Below are 16,313 nucleotides of genomic sequence, written 5' to 3'. Positions count from 1 at the left end.
AAAGGGTTGTGGCGAAAGCCACAACCTTTACCGTAAACAACTTTTTCAATTAATGGCGGAAGTGACGCATGCCGGTGAATACCATAGCAATGCCATGTTCATCAGCTGCTGCGATAACTTCATCGTCACGCATTGAACCGCCCGGCTGGATTACCGCTTTGATACCGGCAGCCGCGGCTGCATCAATACCGTCGCGGAATGGGAAGAATGCATCAGATGCCATTACTGAACCTGCCACTTCCAGGTTCTCATCGGCCGCTTTAATACCGGCGATTTTCGCAGAATACACGCGGCTCATCTGGCCTGCACCCACACCGATGGTCATGCTGTCTTTTGCATAAACGATGGCGTTAGATTTCACGTATTTTGCTACTTTCCAGCAGAACATCAGGTCGCGTAATTGCTCTTCTGAAGGTTGTACCTTAGAAACGACTTTCAGATCTTCCATATCCACCATGCCAAAATCACGTTCCTGAATTAACAGGCCGCCGTTAACACGTTTGAAGTCGAAACCGTCGGTAAGCTGACCCTGCCAGTCGCCACACGCCAGCAGACGTACGTTTTTCTTTTCAGCAACAATGGCTTTCGCCTCTTCGCTGACAGTAGGGGCAATGATGACTTCAACAAACTGACGGTCAACGATGGCTTTCGCTGTGTCAGCATCCAGTTCACGGTTAAACGCGATGATACCGCCGAAAGCAGACGTCGGGTCAGTTTTGAAAGCGCGGTCATAGGCTTCAAGGATGTTGTCACCCAGCGCCACACCACAAGGGTTTGCGTGCTTAACAATGACACAAGCCGGTACGTCGAATTCTTTCACGCATTCCAGCGCGGCGTCGGTATCTGCAATGTTATTGAAAGACAGTTCTTTACCCTGAAGCTGCTCAGCGGTAGCAACAGACGCTTCCTGAATGTTGTTCTCAACATAGAAAGCCGCAGACTGGTGGCTGTTCTCGCCGTAACGCAGATCCTGCTTTTTGCTCATCTGCACGTTAAACGTACGGGGGAATTCACTGTGCTCGTGCTCACAGTCGTCTGCGCACTCAACAGAATCAATGCGCGCGCCGAAGTAGTTGGCAATCATGCCGTCATATTCTGCGGTATGTTCGAAAGCTTTAATGGCCAGGTCGAAACGTGTCTGGTACGTCAGTGAACCTGCATTTTCTTCCATTTCAGCAAGCACACGGCCGTAATCCGTGGCTTTAACCACAATTGTCACATCTTTGTGGTTTTTCGCTGCAGCGCGAACCATCGTAGGGCCACCGATATCGATGTTCTCAATCGCGTCTTCCTGCGTGCAATCGTCTTTTGCGACAGTGGCAGCGAACGGGTAAAGGTTCACTACAACCAGATCGATTGGCGCGATATTGTTCTCAGCCATTACACCTTCGTCCTGACCGCGACGACCCAGAATGCCGCCGTGGATTTTCGGGTGCAGAGTTTTCACACGACCGTCCATGATTTCAGGGTGACCAGTGTGTTCTGAAACCTCTTTAACCGGCAAACCGGCTTCCGCCAGTAATTTTGCCGTACCGCCGGTAGATAGCAGTTCAACGCCTTTGTTGTGTAATGACGTGGCAAATTCAACGATGCCGGTTTTGTCAGAAACACTTAACAGGGCGCGCTTGATAGGTTTAGGTGTTTGCATAGTGGTGTTGAGCTCTTTGCGTAAGTTAACGAGTGGAACAAAAAAGAGCACCGTTTGGTGCTCTTAAAGTCGGGCTAAGCCCTTTAATCTTAGTTCATGCCGTACTGCTTCAGCTTTTTGCGCAGTGTGCCACGGTTGATGCCCATCATGATGGCGGCGCGTGTCTGGTTGCCGCGGGTGTAAGTCATTACTTCTTCCAGTAACGGCGCTTCAACTTCAGCCAGAACAAGTTCGTACAGATTATCGATGTTAGCGTTGTCCAGTTGCTTCAGGTATTTGTTTACCGCTTGCTTTACTGAGTCACGCAGAGGCTTCTGTGCCTGAGTTTGTGAAGGAGTAGTTACTGTTGTAGTAAAAGGTGAAGTCACATTTTGATCGAACATAATACTTTCTTGCTCTATTAGTTAGTCATTACTATGCCGCAGGAGAGATCTGTCGCTTATCTCTCGTTTGCAGCGATTGAAAATACGCATCAAGGGCGTTGAGTTGAGCGTCAGCTTCCTCAAGACCATTGAATGTCCGGCGAAACTGATTTTCCGTGTCGTGCTCCGCGAGATACCACCCTACGTGCTTCCGGGCTATTCTCACACCCATAATGCCGCCGTAGAAGTCGTGTACATTTACAACGTGCTCATGTAATACCGCTTGCTGTTCTGACAACGAAGGAGGCGGCAAGTTTTCACCTGTTTGCAGGTAATGTTGGATTTGTTTAAAAATCCACGGATTACCTTGCGCACCGCGCCCAATCATTACGCCGTCAGCACCGGTATACTCAAGTACGAAACGTGCTTTTTCCGGAGAAGTAATATCGCCATTTGCGATTACAGGAATAGACACCGCCTGTTTAATGGCACGAATGGTGTCGTATTCTGCATTTCCCCGGTACATACAAGCCCGCGTTCTGCCGTGAACTGCCAGCGATTGTATGCCGTTCTGCTCCGCAATCCGGGCAATATCTGCCCCGTTGCGGTTATCTGTGTCCCACCCTGTACGGATTTTCAGAGTGACTGGTACGTCAACAGCGTCTACCACTGCCCGGACAATGCTTTCTACAAGCTCCGGGTACTGCAAGAGCGCTGAACCAGCTAATTTCTTATTCACCTTTTTGGCCGGACAACCCATGTTGATATCGATGATTTGCGCACCGTTCTCAACGTTAAATTGTGCCGCCTGCGCCATCAGGTCAGGATCTGCACCGGCAATCTGTACCGAGCGGATCCCGTCTTCACCAGTATGATCCATACGATGCATGGATTTTGCGGTTTTCCAGACCTTGGGGTTGCTGGACAACATTTCAGATACAACTAACCCTGCCCCCATTCTCCTGCACATCTGCCGGAAGGGCCTGTCTGTCACGCCAGCCATAGGCGCGAGCATCAAATTGTTCTGGAGTGTGTGAGGTCCGATTCGCATACTTTACAGCCAACTGTTGCGCAGAATTTATACACCATGCCAAAACGGGGCGCTAAGTTTACGTGTTTTCGCAAGCCTTGAAAAGGCTAAAAATCACACAAAATTTCAAGCCGGGCTATTGACAGTGCTGGCGAGTTTTGCGTGTGAAATAGCCCGTTAGCCTTTCGTCGAAAAAGGCCGCGGCCCCTGTATTTGACAGATTTCTGACAGTTTTATGAATAGATTCAGTGGGTTCTTATGCCGCTGACTCTTGCCCAATCGCCTTCTACAACGCTGGGTTCCAGGGAAAAATTGGTCTGGTAAGCCGCTTCAATTTTTTCCACCTGCTCTTCCAGAATGCCTGATAAAACCAGCTTTCCACCGGTTTTGCAGTAGGCAGTGATAACGGATTGCAGTTCAATGAGTGGTCCGCTGAGAATATTGGCCATGACCACATCGGCTTCCAGTTCGGGTTGATCTTCAGGCAGATACACACTTAAGCGGTCTTCCACACCGTTGCGGCGGGCATTTTCCATGGATGCCTGCAGGGCCTGAGGGTCGATATCAATACCGATTACTTCTTTTGCACCGAGTTTCAGTGCCGCCAGCGCGAGAATTCCTGAACCGCAACCGAAATCGACCACGGTTTTGCCTTCCAGGTCCAGGCCGTCGAGCCAGCGCAGACAGAGTGCTGTGGTAGGGTGCGTACCGGTACCGAAAGCCAGACCCGGATCGAGCATAACGTTTACCGCATCAGGGTCCGGCACATCACGCCAGCTGGGACAAATCCACAAACGCTTACCGAACTGCATGGGATGAAAGTTATCCATCCACTCCCGTTCCCAGTCTTTATCTTCTAACTGATCAAGTTTATGTTTAAAGCCTTTTCCCAGCACCTTCGATTGTTCAAGTCTTTGAATCACCGCTTTCATGTCGTCGGCTGCACTGAATAACCCGACTACCTGCGTATCCGGCCACAGCATGGTCTCACCGGGCTTGGGTTCGTACATAGGCGTGTCTTTGGCGTCGGTAAAGGTGACAGCTTGTGCGCCATTGGCACTTAACATGTTGCCGATTTGCTCTGCGTGTTCAGAGTCAGAATCGATTCGTAACTGGATCCAGGACATGGGTACTCTTTCAAGGGAAAACGTTAATCAGCAGATATTTTATCAGTTACTGCCTGCAAAACGCACCCCGCAGCACCATTTAACCCGAATTTTGAATATCCCCGGGAAGAAGTATCCTTATGTCTGATTTCGTTTCTCACTGGCAGGTGCTACCTTTATAAGAGGTATTGAGACAGGAAAACCAATGAGACTGTTGGCCAAACTGGTAATGTTAGCTTTTCTGGCTGCTCCGGCATCCGGCGCAGTGGTGCGCAGTGTGGATGTGGTTTCCGGCTGGGACAAGCCACCCTATGTGATCGCTCAGGGTGATACCGGTTTTGAGATCGAGCTGGTTAAATCTGTCCTTCAAAATGCCGGTTACGAACCTAACATGATGTATGTGCCCATGGGCCGCTCAGTCAGACTTGTCAAAGAGCGTGATGTGGATGTGGCCCTTTCAGTGAGCCGTCGAAACGACATTCCCGAAGCCTGGTTCAGTGACGTGTATGTTGTATACCAGAATGTTGTGGTGACACTAAAGAACCGTAATTTGTCTATTGAGCGGGTGGAAGATCTGAAAAACCACACCGTTGTGGCATTTCAGACTGCGTCAGAAGCTCTCGGTCCCCAATTTTCGCAAACAGTAGCAAAGCACAAGGGCTATCTTGAAATGGCCGATCAGCACCGTCAGGTCAGTATGCTGCTGCTCGGCAGTGTGGATGCTATTGTACTGGACCGGAATATTTTTGAAGCAATACGCAGTAAGCATCCTAAAGGGCCGGATGTGGAAGTGACCGTGCACGAACTCTTTGACGTCAGCCCTTATCATGCCGTCATTCCGAATAAACAGCTCCGTGACAAATTCAATCTTGAGTTAACGAAATTCCGTGAAAGCGGTGACTATCAGGCCCTGGCCAACGAGTTCTCGCTGATTAACTTGCTCGACAACTATGTCCAATACCCCTTCCTGACACATCTCGAACACCCCTCCGACTATTAAAATCGATTAAAAAACATCTTTAATTATTTTAATAACAAATGATAATGATTCTCATTGGTATATATGTTTTAATACGCATTGAACGGAAGTATAGTTAAAAGATTAGAAGAGCGTTTTCACCCGCCGGTATTCCCGTGTTCTCGTAAGTTATTTTTCATCCACATAAAAACACTCTGAGTTTCAAGGAAAAAGTAATGCCTAAATTAGGTAAGATAGTACTGCTCACGTCATTATTTCCCGGCTTATCAGCCACTGTTTTCGCGCAAGAAAATGAAGAATTAGAAACCCTCGACACCACTGTTGTTCAAGCCGCTTCAGAAGAGCTTAAACAAGCCCAGGGTGTGTCGGTTATTACAGCAGAAGATTTCAAACGTCGTCCGGTTACCAATGACATCTCCGAACTGGTGAAAACCATGCCGGGTATTAACCTGACCGGCAACACAAGTACAGGCCAGTACGGCAACAACCGTCAGATCGACATTCGCGGCATGGGCCCGGAAAATACCCTGATTCTTATCGACGGTAAGCCTGTACTGTCCCGCAACAGTGTAAAAATGGGCCGTTCAGGTGAACGGAACACCCGTGGCGACAGTAACTGGGTGCCCCCTGAAGCTATTGAAAGTATCGAAGTTATTCGTGGTCCGGCAGCGGCCCGTTACGGCTCAGGTGCTTCCGGTGGTGTCATTAACATCATTACCAAAAAACCGGATGTGGCCGCAGGCAGCATTACTGTACAAACCGAAATTCCTGAAAATTCGCTGGAAGGTGGTAACAAACGCGCAGATGTCGTGGTCAGCGGCCCCTTATCTGAGCGCTTCTCTCACCGTACCGTGCTAAACTACAACAAACAGGAAGGGGATTCTCCTGACATCAACCGTGATTCTACCGTTGAAGACAGCAACGTTGCTGCCGGCTCTGAAGGTGTTGAGAACATTGATTTCCGTACGCTGTTGCGCTTTGACCAGGACGAAACCAATACCTGGGAAGTAGAAGCGGCTTACAGCCGTCAGGGTAATGAATACGCCGGTGACAATGCATTCCAGGGCGTAGATAACGCGCAAAGTCAGTTATACATTGGCCAGGAAACCAATGTTGTAAGACGTAAAACACTTTCCGGTACCCATCGCGGAACGTTCGATTTTGGCGACTCTTTCTCTTACATCCAGTTTGAAGAAACAGATAACACCCGTTTGAGCGAAGGGCTGGCCGGTGGTACGGAAGGTCGCTTCAACACCGAGACCGGTGAAACCGTGACAATCATGCTGCGCAATCTGACTGCCAAATCTGAGTGGAACATTCCGCTGGATCTGTTCGGAAAAGCCCAGACTATGACAGTGGGTGCCGAATTCCGTGGTGAGCGTCAGGATGATGCGTCGTCTAATCAGGCCGGTATTAATGTGGCTGACGGCGTTGTTATTGATGGTACTGACATTGACGCAGCCGACCGCGACCCTCACATGAGCTCAGAATTGTTCGGCCTGTACGTCGAGGACAACATCGTTCTGACCGATGACATTATGCTGACGCCGGGCGTACGTTTAGATCACCACAGTGAAGCGGGCAACAACGTATCCCCCAGCCTGAACATGAGCTGGCAGTCAACGTCTGAAATTTCATTCCAGGCCGGTATCAGCCGTGCGTTTAAAGCCCCTAACCTGTATCAGCTGAACCCTAACTATGTCTATACCACCCGTGGTAACGGTTGTCCGGTGGATTACCCCAGCCAGGGAAGCGGTTGTTCAATTCTGGGTAACCCGGATCTGGAACATGAAACGTCGGTAAACAAAGAAATCGGTATCAACTACGCTGGTAATGACAATGGCATCAATGCCGGTTTAACGTATTTCCACAACGATTATAAAAACAAAATCGTGACCGGAAATACCGCACCGATTTATGTGCTGGACGGCGGTAATGCTGACACTTACGTGCAAATTTTCCAGTGGTACAACACGCCGGAAGCCGTTATTGAAGGTCTGGAAGGTAACCTGCTTGTGCCGTTTACTGACGACATCGAATGGTCTGTGAATGGCACAGTGATGATTGAATCGGAAGACAAAGAAACCGGTCAGCCGCTGTCTATCGTGCCTGATTACACGATTAATACGCAGGTAGCATGGACTGTCACAGAAAACTGGGAACTGGTTGCCAGCGCCCAGCATTACGGCGAAACAGAAAGCCCGACAACCAGCACGACCAGTGGTGCAGATATTGAAAATCCTGAACCGCGTGACCCTTACACCATCGTTAACCTGAACAGTGTGTATACCTACAAAAACATCGATTTTACCATCTCAGTGAAGAACCTGTTTGATAAAACGATTTTACGTGAAGGTACCCAAACTAACGCAGGGGCGAATACTTATAACGAGCCGGGCCGTAACTGGCTGCTGTCGGCAACTTACCACTTTTGATAATACCAGCCGGTAACACAGTGTTTGTGTTACCGGTTTTTTTGTAATGAAGGGAACGGGAATGAAGACAATGCAAATGGGGCGTCTGAGAATACCGGCTACATGCAGTGCCGGTATTTTGCTTACTGCATCACTGTTGACCGGCAACGCCATGGCAGCCGTGACAGATGATATGGACGGACTGACCCGCCAGTGGCTGCACATTGAGGCGCAGGAGCGCAAGCTGGTCATGGACTGGCAGGAACAGGAACCGGTGGTCCGTCAGCGGATCGACCTGCTGAAAGCTGAAAAATCGCAGTTGCAGGAGATTCTGGCGACCAGTAATGATTCACAGGATGACGTGGATGCCCGCCGTAATGCTCTGCTGGCCGAACAAAACACCCTTGAAAGTCAGCAGGCTGATGTAACAGGTGCATTATCTTCTCTGGTTACCCGCATCAATAGTTTATATGAAAGCCTGCCACCTCCTCTGAAGTTCAACTGGGACAAGGAAGATGCTGCGCTGGCCGGTGACGGTGGCGACAACCCTTCGCAAATTTTGCAGGTCGCACTGGCTAAATTATCCCGGCTGGAGCAATTCGACAGCAAGCTCACAGTAAACGAAGACGTGCTCACGGCGCCTGACGGTAAAGAAGTGGTGGTGAAACAGTTATATCTGGGGTCACAGCTGGCCTGGTTTGCAAACAACGACGGTAGTGTGGCCGGTTCCGGCTACCCGGAGAACGGACAATGGACATGGCACTTCGATGACAGTGTTGATGGTGAAGCCATCAGCCGCGCACTGGCTGTTTTCGAGCGCCGTCAGCAACCTGAATTTATTGCACTGCCTTTGCCTTTTACTGCGCAAAATCCGGAAAGTGGCGGAGGTCGTTAAGATGAAAAGAACTTTACTACTTATTATGCTGGCGTGGGCCTCTGCAGGTGCTGGTGCACAGCAGCAGGACATGCTGAACAAAATTGAAAGCGCAAAGCGCAGTCTGAACAGCGCTGAATCACGCATCGTAAAAGAGCGGGTTTCGTTGTCCTCCACCCTCAGTCAGTTAGAAAAAGACGTGATGTCTTTACGGGACAAAACTGCGGTCGCCCGCCGTCTCGCAGATGAAAAAACACTGAGTCTGAGTAAGCTGGAAGAACGCTTGTCTGAATGGAAAGAACAGCAAACCTATCAACAGAACCTGCTCAACCGTTTCCTGCAACAGCAGGGCTTACCGTTTAATGAAGTCAACGGAATGGACACCGCCGCGAAAATGGCGGCTGTGTCTGACGCTGCAGTGAAAACCGCCTCTCTTCCCGGCTGGCAGTCCCGCACGCTGGTGCTGGAAAACGGTGAACTGGCCAGTGTACCGTCACTGTCGGTAGGACCGGTTACCTGGTTTAAACATAATGATGCGGTAGGACTGGCTGAAACCGTATCTGGCAGACTGCAAACCAAAGGGATGTTGCCTTCAGGGCTGGCGACAACTATGCAGGAGCAGGCGGGCACCGTTGTACTGGACCCGACCCTTGGCCGGGCACTTACCCGTGAGTCTGCAAACGAAGGTGTGATTGAGCACGTAGTAAAAGGCGGTATCTGGGTAGTTCCCATTTTACTGTTCGCGTTAATTGCTACGGTTATCGGTCTGCTTAAAGTGGCGCAACTGCTTCGCCTGCCTAAAGTGATTCCGGTGCGGTCTCAGGCGATGCTGGATAAAATTCTGCAGTCAGGTGGTGCGGCCCGTGCCCAATTTAAAGGTATGCAGGAAGACTTACTTAAAATTGCTGAGCAGGCGGTAACGTTCCGTGACCGTGACGATCAGCTGTTCGTACAACTGCAACAAGACCGTCAGACCCTGGATAAGTGGATCAATGCTGTGGCTGTTACTGCCGCTGTGGCTCCGCTGCTGGGACTGCTGGGAACGGTAAGCGGAATGATCGAAACCTTCCGCATGATGACATCATTCGGCTCAAGCGACCCTGAAGTGATTTCCGGTGGTATCGCCAAAGCACTGGTGACGACGGAGCTGGGTTTGATCGTCGCTATTCCTGCACTGATCCTGAATGCTCTCCTTAGCCGCAAAGCGCGCCAGTACTACACAGAACTAGAGAACTTTGCACTTATTTTAAGTGGCGACGAGGGCAACACACATCAGGAATACCCGGATGCGCAGGCACGGGATACTGACACTGAATTGTTAGGATCCGGACATCCATCCGGAGCAGGCTGATGATTGAATTATTCACCGGCAACCCCTTGTGCTGGGTCATGGTACTGACCGGCTGGTTTGCCTTTCAGCAAATCTGGATGCTGTACCTGAACCGGTTCGATAAGGACGTACGCAGTAAAGACAGTGACCCGTTGATGACGCCGTCCGTGCTGGTAGGGGCGTTGCCGCTGATGGGTCTGCTAGGCACCATCATGGGATTACAGGGCAGCTTTACCGGCATGATGACCGACGGGGCTGACAGTCAAATCGTGTCTGCAGGGATTGCCGATGCATTATTTACCACTCAGCTGGGGCTGGTGATGGCTATCCCGGGCTGGTTATGTTTGTCATATGTGAAAGGACATCTGCACGATACGCAGGAAGGTGAGGTGAAACATGGCTAGTCGATTACAACGCCGGCTGGAAGCACAACCCATTCAGTCTATTGATATGTCACCACTGCTGGACGTGGTGTTTATCCTGTTGATTTTCTTCATCGTTTCCACGGTTTTCGTTAAGGAAACCGGGGTCGAAGTTGATAAGCCCCAGGCCATCTCGGCACAAAAGCTGGACCAGATGTCCATTCTTATTGCTATCACTGCAAATGGTGAAGTGATGTACGACAGCACCAACATCGGTGTTGCAGGGGTACGGGGAACGGTAGAGCAACTGATGGTGCAGGAAGTGCGTCCGGTGGTACTGCAGGTAGATAAAACCGTGTCGACAGATCTGCTGGTGGAAGTGATTGACGCCGCCAAAATGGCCGGCGCTGTTGACGTCAACATTGCCACCGCAAAATTGTGAGGATGCAGAATGAAAAAACAACTTTCAGCATTTTTACTCAGCGGCGGTGTCATGGTGGTGTCGCTGGGAATACTGACGCTGGGCTATTACCTCAACAGTGAAGACGGCCCCGAGCTTGAAGTCAGACAGCTTGATATCGCCATTGCACAGCCGCCCCCGCCACCGCCTCCGCAAAGTCAGCAGGTGACTGAGCAGGCAGATGTGAATATGCAGGTGGAAGGTGCCGGAGCGCCGGTATCGATGGCCGATATTCAGGTGGATCCGGAAATTGAAATTGATAAACCGGAGCGGCCGGACGTGGCCATGGCGCAACCTGACTGGGCCGCACCGGAAATAGACTGGGAGGCTTACGCTCTCAGTGAACTGGACGGCAAACCTACCTTGCTGACTCCGGTAAAAATCCGGTTCCCGAAAAAACTGAAACATCGCGGTATTGAACGGGTTGTGGTGAAGCTGGATGTGATGATTGATGAGAAGGGTGACGTCACCCTGATTGATATTGTCGACAACCCGCATCATGAACTTAATAAGGAAATTCAGCGCTTTGTGAAAGGCAGTAAATTCACTGCTCCGCACAAAGCCGATCACGCTGTCAGAGCAAGATTTATCTGGCCTGTGGAGATTGAAGCATAATGAAAAAATTCACGTTTAAACGATTAGGGTGCTGTGCGTTACTACTTGCTTTCACAGCGGGCGCGCAGGCAGAGGTTAAAGTATCGCTGGAAGAACCGGTCTGGGAATTCAGTTACCGCGCCGGTAAAAACGATGCCCACAGGAACAGAGTAAACCGTGACGAAGGTGAGTTCTTTCATAACGTACAGCCTTTGCTGCAAAAGCAGGATTTCAAAGGCGTAGAGCAAGCCTGGAACACCTACCGTCAGGAACACGAAAAAGTCAGTGCCATGCTGCATGAAATGATGGGCCAGGTGTTTTTAAGCTTAAAGAAAAACAGTGAAGCTAAAAAACACTTCGAACTGGCGATAAAGGAAGATCCTTCATCGTCAACTTCACACCGTGGCCTGAGCATGATTTACTTGCTTGATGAGTCTTACGAAAAGGCCCGTGAACATGTGGTGGCTTCGCTGGCACTCGGGGTGTCTGACAGTCAGGTGTATGGCCAGCTCGGATACCTTAACCTGCAGCTGGAAAAACCCCGCAGTGCTACCGCAGCCTATCAGAATGCCATGATGCTGGAACCCGGCAATACCCAGTGGGCGCAGGGTTTGCTGTTTGCACTAATTGCCAGTGACGCACTTCCTCAGGCGTCTTCACTGGTGGGTGAAATGCTCAGTGAAAAGCCGGACAGCGCGAGGTTATGGCTGCAACGCAGTCAGATAGCGATGAAAAGTCAGGATGATCTCACTGCTATCAGCAGCCTGGAAACGGCGATGTCTCTGGGGGAGAAGCGAGCGGAAAACCTGACTACACTGGCAAAGCTGCATGTGAAGTCCGGTAGCCCGCACCGTGCGGTTACCTTGCTTAATGAAAATGTCAGTACCTTACTGGCCGGCAAAAGTGATGGCGCAGAGACCATGTTAAGTATTGCCAACTGGCTGGCGGCCAGTCAGGACTGGCAAAATCTTGCTGAGCTTGTAACCACATTGGATAAAAATACTAAACGCCTGGATAGCAGTAACACGGCAATGCTGAATGTCATGAAGGCGAACCTCGCCATTGCTAAGGATCAGAATAGCAAGGCGCAGGATTACCTGCTGTCTGCTATTAAAGCTGCACCGGCGAACGGTGATGCGCTGATGACGCTGGCAGCACTTCTGCGTAAAGAGAAGAAAGACGAACGTGCAAAAATGTATTACCTGCGTGCCGAAGCACTCCCCGAATATAAAGAACGGGCTATGCTGGGGCGTGCACAGGTAGCAATTAACCAGAAAGCTTATCCAGACGCACTTACATTACTTCGTCAGGTGTACAAATCGAATCCGGGACGCAGTGATTTGCTGAGCAATATTCAGTCTCTGGAAAATATTGTGAAGAACGCATCATAATGACAACACAACATCTCCCTTTCTATTCAGCACCTGCCTTTACGGTAACTGTCAGAGTCATTCTGGCGGTGGCGGGTGGTTATGCGGCGGCCACCGCAATCAGTTTGTTGCTGGCGGCCGGGTCAGAAGTGACCGGCCGTCAGGAAATTGCTTTTATCCGTATGGTGTTTTTCCTTGCCTGGACGGTTTATATCATCTGGATATTCGCCATCAATAACCATGTAAAAGCCTTCATCACCGCGCTGGCAATTAACGCAGCGGCGTGGGGGCTGGTGTGGTCCGGTGTAGCGTCATGAAGGGGAGACGTCAATGAAAGGTTCACTCAGACAGTCGATGACCTGGCTGCATACATGGAGCAGCATCACCGCGGGCTGGATCCTGTTCGCGATATTTTTCACCGGTACGCTGGCATTTTTCAGAAGTGAAATCACTCACTGGATGCAGCCTGAATTGCATGTGTCTGTGCCGGCTGAGAACAGCGCTGAAGTGGCGTACCGCTATCTGCAGGGCAAGGCCCCGGGGGCTCAGGAATGGCAAATTTCTTTGCCGGGACCCAGAGAGGAAACGGTCAGTGCAAGCTGGCGCAATGGCGGGGAAGATCGCCAGCAAATGCGTTCGCAGCGTGCCGTTCTGAATGCGTCTACCGGTGAGGAGCTGAAGCCGAGAGAAACCGCCGGTGGCAATTTTCTGTACCGCTTCCACTTTGAACTATACGGCGTACCGCGTGCTGCCGGTGAGACCTTTGTCGGCATTGTCAGCATGATGATGCTCATTGGTATTGTCAGCGGCGTGATCATGCACCGTAAAATCTTTGCAGATTTTTTTATGTTCAGGCCAAAGAAAAAGTTGCTTTCCTGGATAGACGGGCACGTTCTGGCATCCGTGCTGGCGCTGCCATTTCATCTGATGATCACATTCTCCGGCTTGTTACTGTTAGGTGGCACTTTGCTTCCGTGGAACGGCAGTGGTGGTGGCCATGGTGGTCCTCCCGGTGGCGGAGGTCCGCAAGGACAGGGCGGGCCGCAACGGGGCGCACCGCAAGCGCGGGCAGTGCAACATAAGCCGGCAGCGCCGGTTGTGGACAATAGCGCCCTGCTGGCACAGGTTATGGCCAGTGCTTCTGCTGAATGGGGCGTGCCTGCTGACCGCATCACCATTAAAAACCCGGGCACAGATAAAGCGACATTTTCTGTATCCGGTCCGAACCGTGTTGAGTTGTCCGCCGGTCGTGGCGGGAACAGCGGGCTGGTTTTTAACTCTGAAGGTGAAGTTCTTAAAGTAGAAGAGGCGTCTTCTGCACCGAATACCAGCCAGGCAATTTATAACTATATGGATATGCTGCATCAGGCCCGTTTTGCCGACAGTGTTACCCGCTGGTTGCTCTTCTTTGCCGGTATCCTGGGCACGTTAATGGTGGGGACCGGTTCTATCCTTTGGGTAGAGAAGCGCGCCAAAAAGCAAATGGGACGCAGAGGCTTCGAACTGGTGAGAGGCACGAACATTGGTGCTATCGCCGGGCTGATGGTGGCTACCGGTGCTTATTTCTGGGCGAACCGCCTTTTGCCTGCAGAATTGGCGACACGCAGTGACTGGGAAATACGCAGCTTTTTCATTGTGTGGGGGCTTTGTGTGGTAGCCGGACTGTTCAGACGCGACCGTAAAGGCTGGCTCTGGCAAACGCTGGTGGCTGCAGTGCTCTTCACCTTTATTCCGTTGCTGGATGTCGCTACATCACCTGTCCCGGTGCCTGATACGTTAAGGATCATATTCGATGCAGCCTGTCTTATCCTGGCCGCTCTGGCCTGGTATGCGGTGAGTAAACTCAAAGCTGAACCTAAATCTAAACGCGCGCCGTCAGGCCGCAAAGACAGCACTGCCCGCCGGAGACGGCCTGCACCGGAAGCGGGCAGCACCGGGGAGCAGACAGCATGATGACATTTTTGTGTTTACTGCTGTGCATTGCCGGTTTTCTGCACTTTTCTATGGCGAACCCGAAACATTTCCGTGCGGTGACAGGTGATGAGATTGAAAATGTGCCCGGGGGCAGGCTGATATTTCAGACTCTGGCAGTGTGTTTTCTGACTGTTGCAACGTTTCCGGCGATCGCCGGCTGGCAAACTGAAATCGGACTGGTTGTGTGGTGCGGATTGCTGCATGTGGCAGCGGTACTGGTGTCTTTGCTGTTTACTTATCAGCAGGATGCGCTGGCATTTGTATGGCGCTGGTGTGTGCCGGGAGGCTGGCTTCAGCGGGTATTACCCCGCTGATCCAACTGTCCGGGTTCAAACTTAGCCCGGACGTTTTACCCAGGCACTGCACCAGCCGTTGGTATTAACCAGTTTACCCGGGAAAATGGCGCAGGGACGGTGAGCTTGTCCGTCCTCACCCTGAATGTACATGCAATTACCGCACTGAGACCCTTCCACCGTTGATTTCGGGGTATATTTCAATGCCTGTGCTGTGGGGTCGCCGGTCTGCAGTTGCTCCTGTGCCTGTGCGCGAAGTGCAGTGCCACCTAACGTCAAGCCGATCAGTGTGGTGCCTGACAGTTTTAGGAAATCACGACGGTTCACATTACTCATAATTTGCTCCCATAAAGCTTAAACGAGAATGATTTGCTTTTATTTGGTCTTATAACGTAAAAAACCTGCCGCGATGACAGGTTTACCATGACAATAGTTATACGACACATTTACGGGACTGCCAAATCGTTCCGTCACATATTTGATGTAGATTAACTTTTCTTCACCGCAGGACCTGTGCATTTACGCGTTTTTACCTGCCAGCGTGACGGGTTTGTCCGGTTTCGCATAGGCATAACGGGCGATGGGTTCCGCACGGTGGTAAGTATCCAACCCGCTGATACAGGCAAGATTCATTTTCTCCAAATCCAGTTGTCCGTCCTCACCGGTGGCCCCCTCCATCACGTAAATATCAAGCACTCTGCCAATGACCAGCACTGTCTGATTACATTGCAGCGTGGTTATTTCTTCTGCCGCCATGGCCATGCGCAAAGGACTTTGAGCGACGAAAGGCGCGGCGAATCCGTCTTCTTTCAGCGGTGTTAAGCCCGTGGCATCAAACTCACTGGTGTGTTCATCATAGCGGGCAGAAGTCTGGTGAGCTTTATCTGTCCAGCCGGCGCTGACTGCATTAATGGTGTACACACCGGTTTCACGAATATTTTCCAGCGTTTGCCGTGGTACAGTATGGGGACGTAACAACATGCCCTGAAGAGGAGGATGTGCCCCTACATGAAACACTGAGCTGATAATGGCCAGATTATTCCGTTTACCGTCAGTGGTACCCACAAGGTTGGCCCCTTTGTAGCCGGACAAGCAGTTGATCAGGTTCGTCCGGGTCTGTTTTTCCAGCTCATTAATAGCAGCAGAGGAATAATGTCGTATGGACGGGTCAGTCATATCAGGCATTCTCCTGCTCAACCTGAACGGTCAGGTTATCGCCGTCACTGTACACTGTCATTTCAATAGGCTGGCAGCAGACCTGACAATCCAGAACCTGCATAACATTGATATCGTTCTGCTCGTCAATTTCTACTTCATTCGGCTCCATGCAATAGGGGCAGTGAAATAACTTAGGTGTCGTCAGACTCATAACCACTCCGGATAACTGATTAAAATGATGTTGCTAACTTCTAATATACGCAGAAAGCAGATAACCGGATTGTAAGGAAACTGCATCCGGCGGGTTGATTAAGGTGGCTGTATAAATATACACTTGGTCAGGTGTACAGTGTCCGGTG

General features: G+C 50.8%; 18 protein-coding genes. 11 read left to right on the top strand and 7 right to left on the bottom strand.

Annotation, left to right across the window (positions count from 1 at the left end):
* Window positions 1–49 precede the first annotated feature (49 nt).
* The 4 genes from purH to prmA form a co-directional block, all read right to left on the bottom strand.
* Window positions 50–1,648: a bifunctional phosphoribosylaminoimidazolecarboxamide formyltransferase/IMP cyclohydrolase gene (purH, locus tag J3369_RS20865; protein WP_349590623.1), complete on the bottom strand. Its 1,599-nt coding sequence runs from the start codon at window positions 1,646–1,648 to the stop codon at window positions 50–52.
* 89 nt (window positions 1,649–1,737) lie between these two features.
* Entirely contained in the window at window positions 1,738–2,031 is a 294-nt protein-coding gene (fis, locus tag J3369_RS20860; protein WP_018982332.1) for a DNA-binding transcriptional regulator Fis, read from the bottom strand.
* Window positions 2,032–2,062: 31 nt separating this feature from the next.
* Entirely contained in the window at window positions 2,063–3,061 is a 999-nt protein-coding gene (gene dusB / locus J3369_RS20855; protein ID WP_119503082.1) for a tRNA dihydrouridine synthase DusB, read from the bottom strand.
* Between the two features lie 224 nt (window positions 3,062–3,285).
* Window positions 3,286–4,167, bottom strand: a complete 882-nt coding sequence (prmA, locus tag J3369_RS20850; RefSeq protein ID WP_349590620.1) for a 50S ribosomal protein L11 methyltransferase — start codon at window positions 4,165–4,167, stop codon at window positions 3,286–3,288.
* 184 nt (window positions 4,168–4,351) lie between these two features.
* Between prmA and J3369_RS20845 the strand changes: the two genes are divergently transcribed.
* The 11 genes from J3369_RS20845 (at window position 4,352) to J3369_RS20795 (ending at window position 14,817) form a co-directional block, all read left to right on the top strand.
* Complete coding sequence (locus J3369_RS20845) at window positions 4,352–5,146, top strand: substrate-binding periplasmic protein (protein WP_349590618.1); 795 nt, start codon at window positions 4,352–4,354, stop codon at window positions 5,144–5,146.
* Between the two features lie 194 nt (window positions 5,147–5,340).
* Window positions 5,341–7,560, top strand: a complete 2,220-nt coding sequence (locus tag J3369_RS20840) for a FepA family TonB-dependent siderophore receptor (RefSeq protein WP_349590615.1) — start codon at window positions 5,341–5,343, stop codon at window positions 7,558–7,560.
* 61 nt (window positions 7,561–7,621) lie between these two features.
* The gene (locus J3369_RS20835) at window positions 7,622–8,434 is read left to right on the top strand and encodes a DUF3450 family protein (protein WP_349590613.1); all 813 of its coding nucleotides are present in this window, start codon (window positions 7,622–7,624) and stop codon (window positions 8,432–8,434) included.
* 1 nt (window position 8,435) lies between these two features.
* Complete coding sequence (locus J3369_RS20830; protein ID WP_349590611.1) at window positions 8,436–9,764, top strand: MotA/TolQ/ExbB proton channel family protein; 1,329 nt, start codon at window positions 8,436–8,438, stop codon at window positions 9,762–9,764.
* Window positions 9,764–10,147: a MotA/TolQ/ExbB proton channel family protein gene (locus J3369_RS20825; protein ID WP_119503076.1), complete on the top strand. Its 384-nt coding sequence runs from the start codon at window positions 9,764–9,766 to the stop codon at window positions 10,145–10,147. The genes J3369_RS20830 and J3369_RS20825 overlap by 1 nt, the downstream gene beginning before the upstream one ends.
* Window positions 10,140–10,547, top strand: a complete 408-nt coding sequence (locus tag J3369_RS20820) for an ExbD/TolR family protein (protein WP_119503075.1) — start codon at window positions 10,140–10,142, stop codon at window positions 10,545–10,547. The genes J3369_RS20825 and J3369_RS20820 overlap by 8 nt, the downstream gene beginning before the upstream one ends.
* Before the next feature lie 9 nt (window positions 10,548–10,556).
* Window positions 10,557–11,180, top strand: coding sequence for an energy transducer TonB (locus J3369_RS20815; protein WP_119503074.1), 624 nt, complete (start codon window positions 10,557–10,559; stop codon window positions 11,178–11,180).
* Window positions 11,180–12,550 (top strand): tetratricopeptide repeat protein, encoded by a 1,371-nt coding sequence (locus J3369_RS20810; RefSeq protein ID WP_349590607.1) that lies wholly within the window; start codon window positions 11,180–11,182, stop codon window positions 12,548–12,550. The genes J3369_RS20815 and J3369_RS20810 overlap by 1 nt, the downstream gene beginning before the upstream one ends.
* Complete coding sequence (locus J3369_RS20805) at window positions 12,550–12,846, top strand: hypothetical protein (protein ID WP_349590605.1); 297 nt, start codon at window positions 12,550–12,552, stop codon at window positions 12,844–12,846. Before J3369_RS20810 ends, J3369_RS20805 begins: the two co-directional genes overlap by 1 nt.
* 13 nt (window positions 12,847–12,859) lie before the next feature.
* On the top strand, window positions 12,860–14,482 hold the full coding sequence (locus tag J3369_RS20800; RefSeq protein WP_349590603.1) for a PepSY-associated TM helix domain-containing protein: 1,623 nt from the start codon (window positions 12,860–12,862) through the stop codon (window positions 14,480–14,482).
* A complete protein-coding gene (locus J3369_RS20795; RefSeq protein ID WP_303572383.1) occupies window positions 14,479–14,817 on the top strand; it encodes a DUF3325 domain-containing protein in 339 nt (112 codons plus the stop codon). The genes J3369_RS20800 and J3369_RS20795 overlap by 4 nt, the downstream gene beginning before the upstream one ends.
* A gap of 21 nt (window positions 14,818–14,838) precedes the next feature.
* On the opposite strand, the gene J3369_RS20790 is transcribed toward J3369_RS20795, so the two are convergent.
* The 3 genes from J3369_RS20790 to J3369_RS20780 form a co-directional block, all read right to left on the bottom strand.
* Window positions 14,839–15,132, bottom strand: a complete 294-nt coding sequence (locus tag J3369_RS20790; RefSeq protein WP_303572382.1) for a high-potential iron-sulfur protein — start codon at window positions 15,130–15,132, stop codon at window positions 14,839–14,841.
* Window positions 15,133–15,315: 183 nt separating this feature from the next.
* The gene (locus J3369_RS20785) at window positions 15,316–15,972 is read right to left on the bottom strand and encodes a flavin reductase family protein (RefSeq protein ID WP_349590601.1); all 657 of its coding nucleotides are present in this window, start codon (window positions 15,970–15,972) and stop codon (window positions 15,316–15,318) included.
* Window position 15,973: 1 nt separating this feature from the next.
* Complete coding sequence (locus J3369_RS20780) at window positions 15,974–16,165, bottom strand: zinc ribbon domain-containing protein (RefSeq protein WP_119503069.1); 192 nt, start codon at window positions 16,163–16,165, stop codon at window positions 15,974–15,976.
* Window positions 16,166–16,313 lie beyond the last annotated feature (148 nt).

This window comes from Alteromonas sp. NFXS44, from assembly GCF_040148705.1.
Lineage (GTDB): Bacteria > Pseudomonadota > Gammaproteobacteria > Enterobacterales > Alteromonadaceae > Alteromonas.
Note: the sequence above shows the minus strand (reverse complement) of the source record. Positions and strands in the feature narration are given on the sequence as shown.

What these genes read in the sequence shown, in the direction of transcription:
- purH (WP_349590623.1), bottom strand. Translation starts at nt 1,648, where the DNA reads ATGCAAACACCTAAACCTATCAAGCGCGCCCTGTTAAGTGTTTCTGAC.
- fis (WP_018982332.1), bottom strand. Translation starts at nt 2,031, where the DNA reads ATGTTCGATCAAAATGTGACTTCACCTTTTACTACAACAGTAACTACT.
- dusB (WP_119503082.1), bottom strand. Translation starts at nt 3,061, where the DNA reads ATGCGAATCGGACCTCACACACTCCAGAACAATTTGATGCTCGCGCCT.
- prmA (WP_349590620.1), bottom strand. Translation starts at nt 4,167, where the DNA reads ATGTCCTGGATCCAGTTACGAATCGATTCTGACTCTGAACACGCAGAG.
- J3369_RS20845 (WP_349590618.1), top strand. Translation starts at nt 4,352, where the DNA reads ATGAGACTGTTGGCCAAACTGGTAATGTTAGCTTTTCTGGCTGCTCCG.
- J3369_RS20840 (WP_349590615.1), top strand. Translation starts at nt 5,341, where the DNA reads ATGCCTAAATTAGGTAAGATAGTACTGCTCACGTCATTATTTCCCGGC.
- J3369_RS20835 (WP_349590613.1), top strand. Translation starts at nt 7,622, where the DNA reads ATGAAGACAATGCAAATGGGGCGTCTGAGAATACCGGCTACATGCAGT.
- J3369_RS20830 (WP_349590611.1), top strand. Translation starts at nt 8,436, where the DNA reads ATGAAAAGAACTTTACTACTTATTATGCTGGCGTGGGCCTCTGCAGGT.
- J3369_RS20825 (WP_119503076.1), top strand. Translation starts at nt 9,764, where the DNA reads ATGATTGAATTATTCACCGGCAACCCCTTGTGCTGGGTCATGGTACTG.
- J3369_RS20820 (WP_119503075.1), top strand. Translation starts at nt 10,140, where the DNA reads ATGGCTAGTCGATTACAACGCCGGCTGGAAGCACAACCCATTCAGTCT.
- J3369_RS20815 (WP_119503074.1), top strand. Translation starts at nt 10,557, where the DNA reads ATGAAAAAACAACTTTCAGCATTTTTACTCAGCGGCGGTGTCATGGTG.
- J3369_RS20810 (WP_349590607.1), top strand. Translation starts at nt 11,180, where the DNA reads ATGAAAAAATTCACGTTTAAACGATTAGGGTGCTGTGCGTTACTACTT.
- J3369_RS20805 (WP_349590605.1), top strand. Translation starts at nt 12,550, where the DNA reads ATGACAACACAACATCTCCCTTTCTATTCAGCACCTGCCTTTACGGTA.
- J3369_RS20800 (WP_349590603.1), top strand. Translation starts at nt 12,860, where the DNA reads ATGAAAGGTTCACTCAGACAGTCGATGACCTGGCTGCATACATGGAGC.
- J3369_RS20795 (WP_303572383.1), top strand. Translation starts at nt 14,479, where the DNA reads ATGATGACATTTTTGTGTTTACTGCTGTGCATTGCCGGTTTTCTGCAC.
- J3369_RS20790 (WP_303572382.1), bottom strand. Translation starts at nt 15,132, where the DNA reads ATGAGTAATGTGAACCGTCGTGATTTCCTAAAACTGTCAGGCACCACA.
- J3369_RS20785 (WP_349590601.1), bottom strand. Translation starts at nt 15,972, where the DNA reads ATGACTGACCCGTCCATACGACATTATTCCTCTGCTGCTATTAATGAG.
- J3369_RS20780 (WP_119503069.1), bottom strand. Translation starts at nt 16,165, where the DNA reads ATGAGTCTGACGACACCTAAGTTATTTCACTGCCCCTATTGCATGGAG.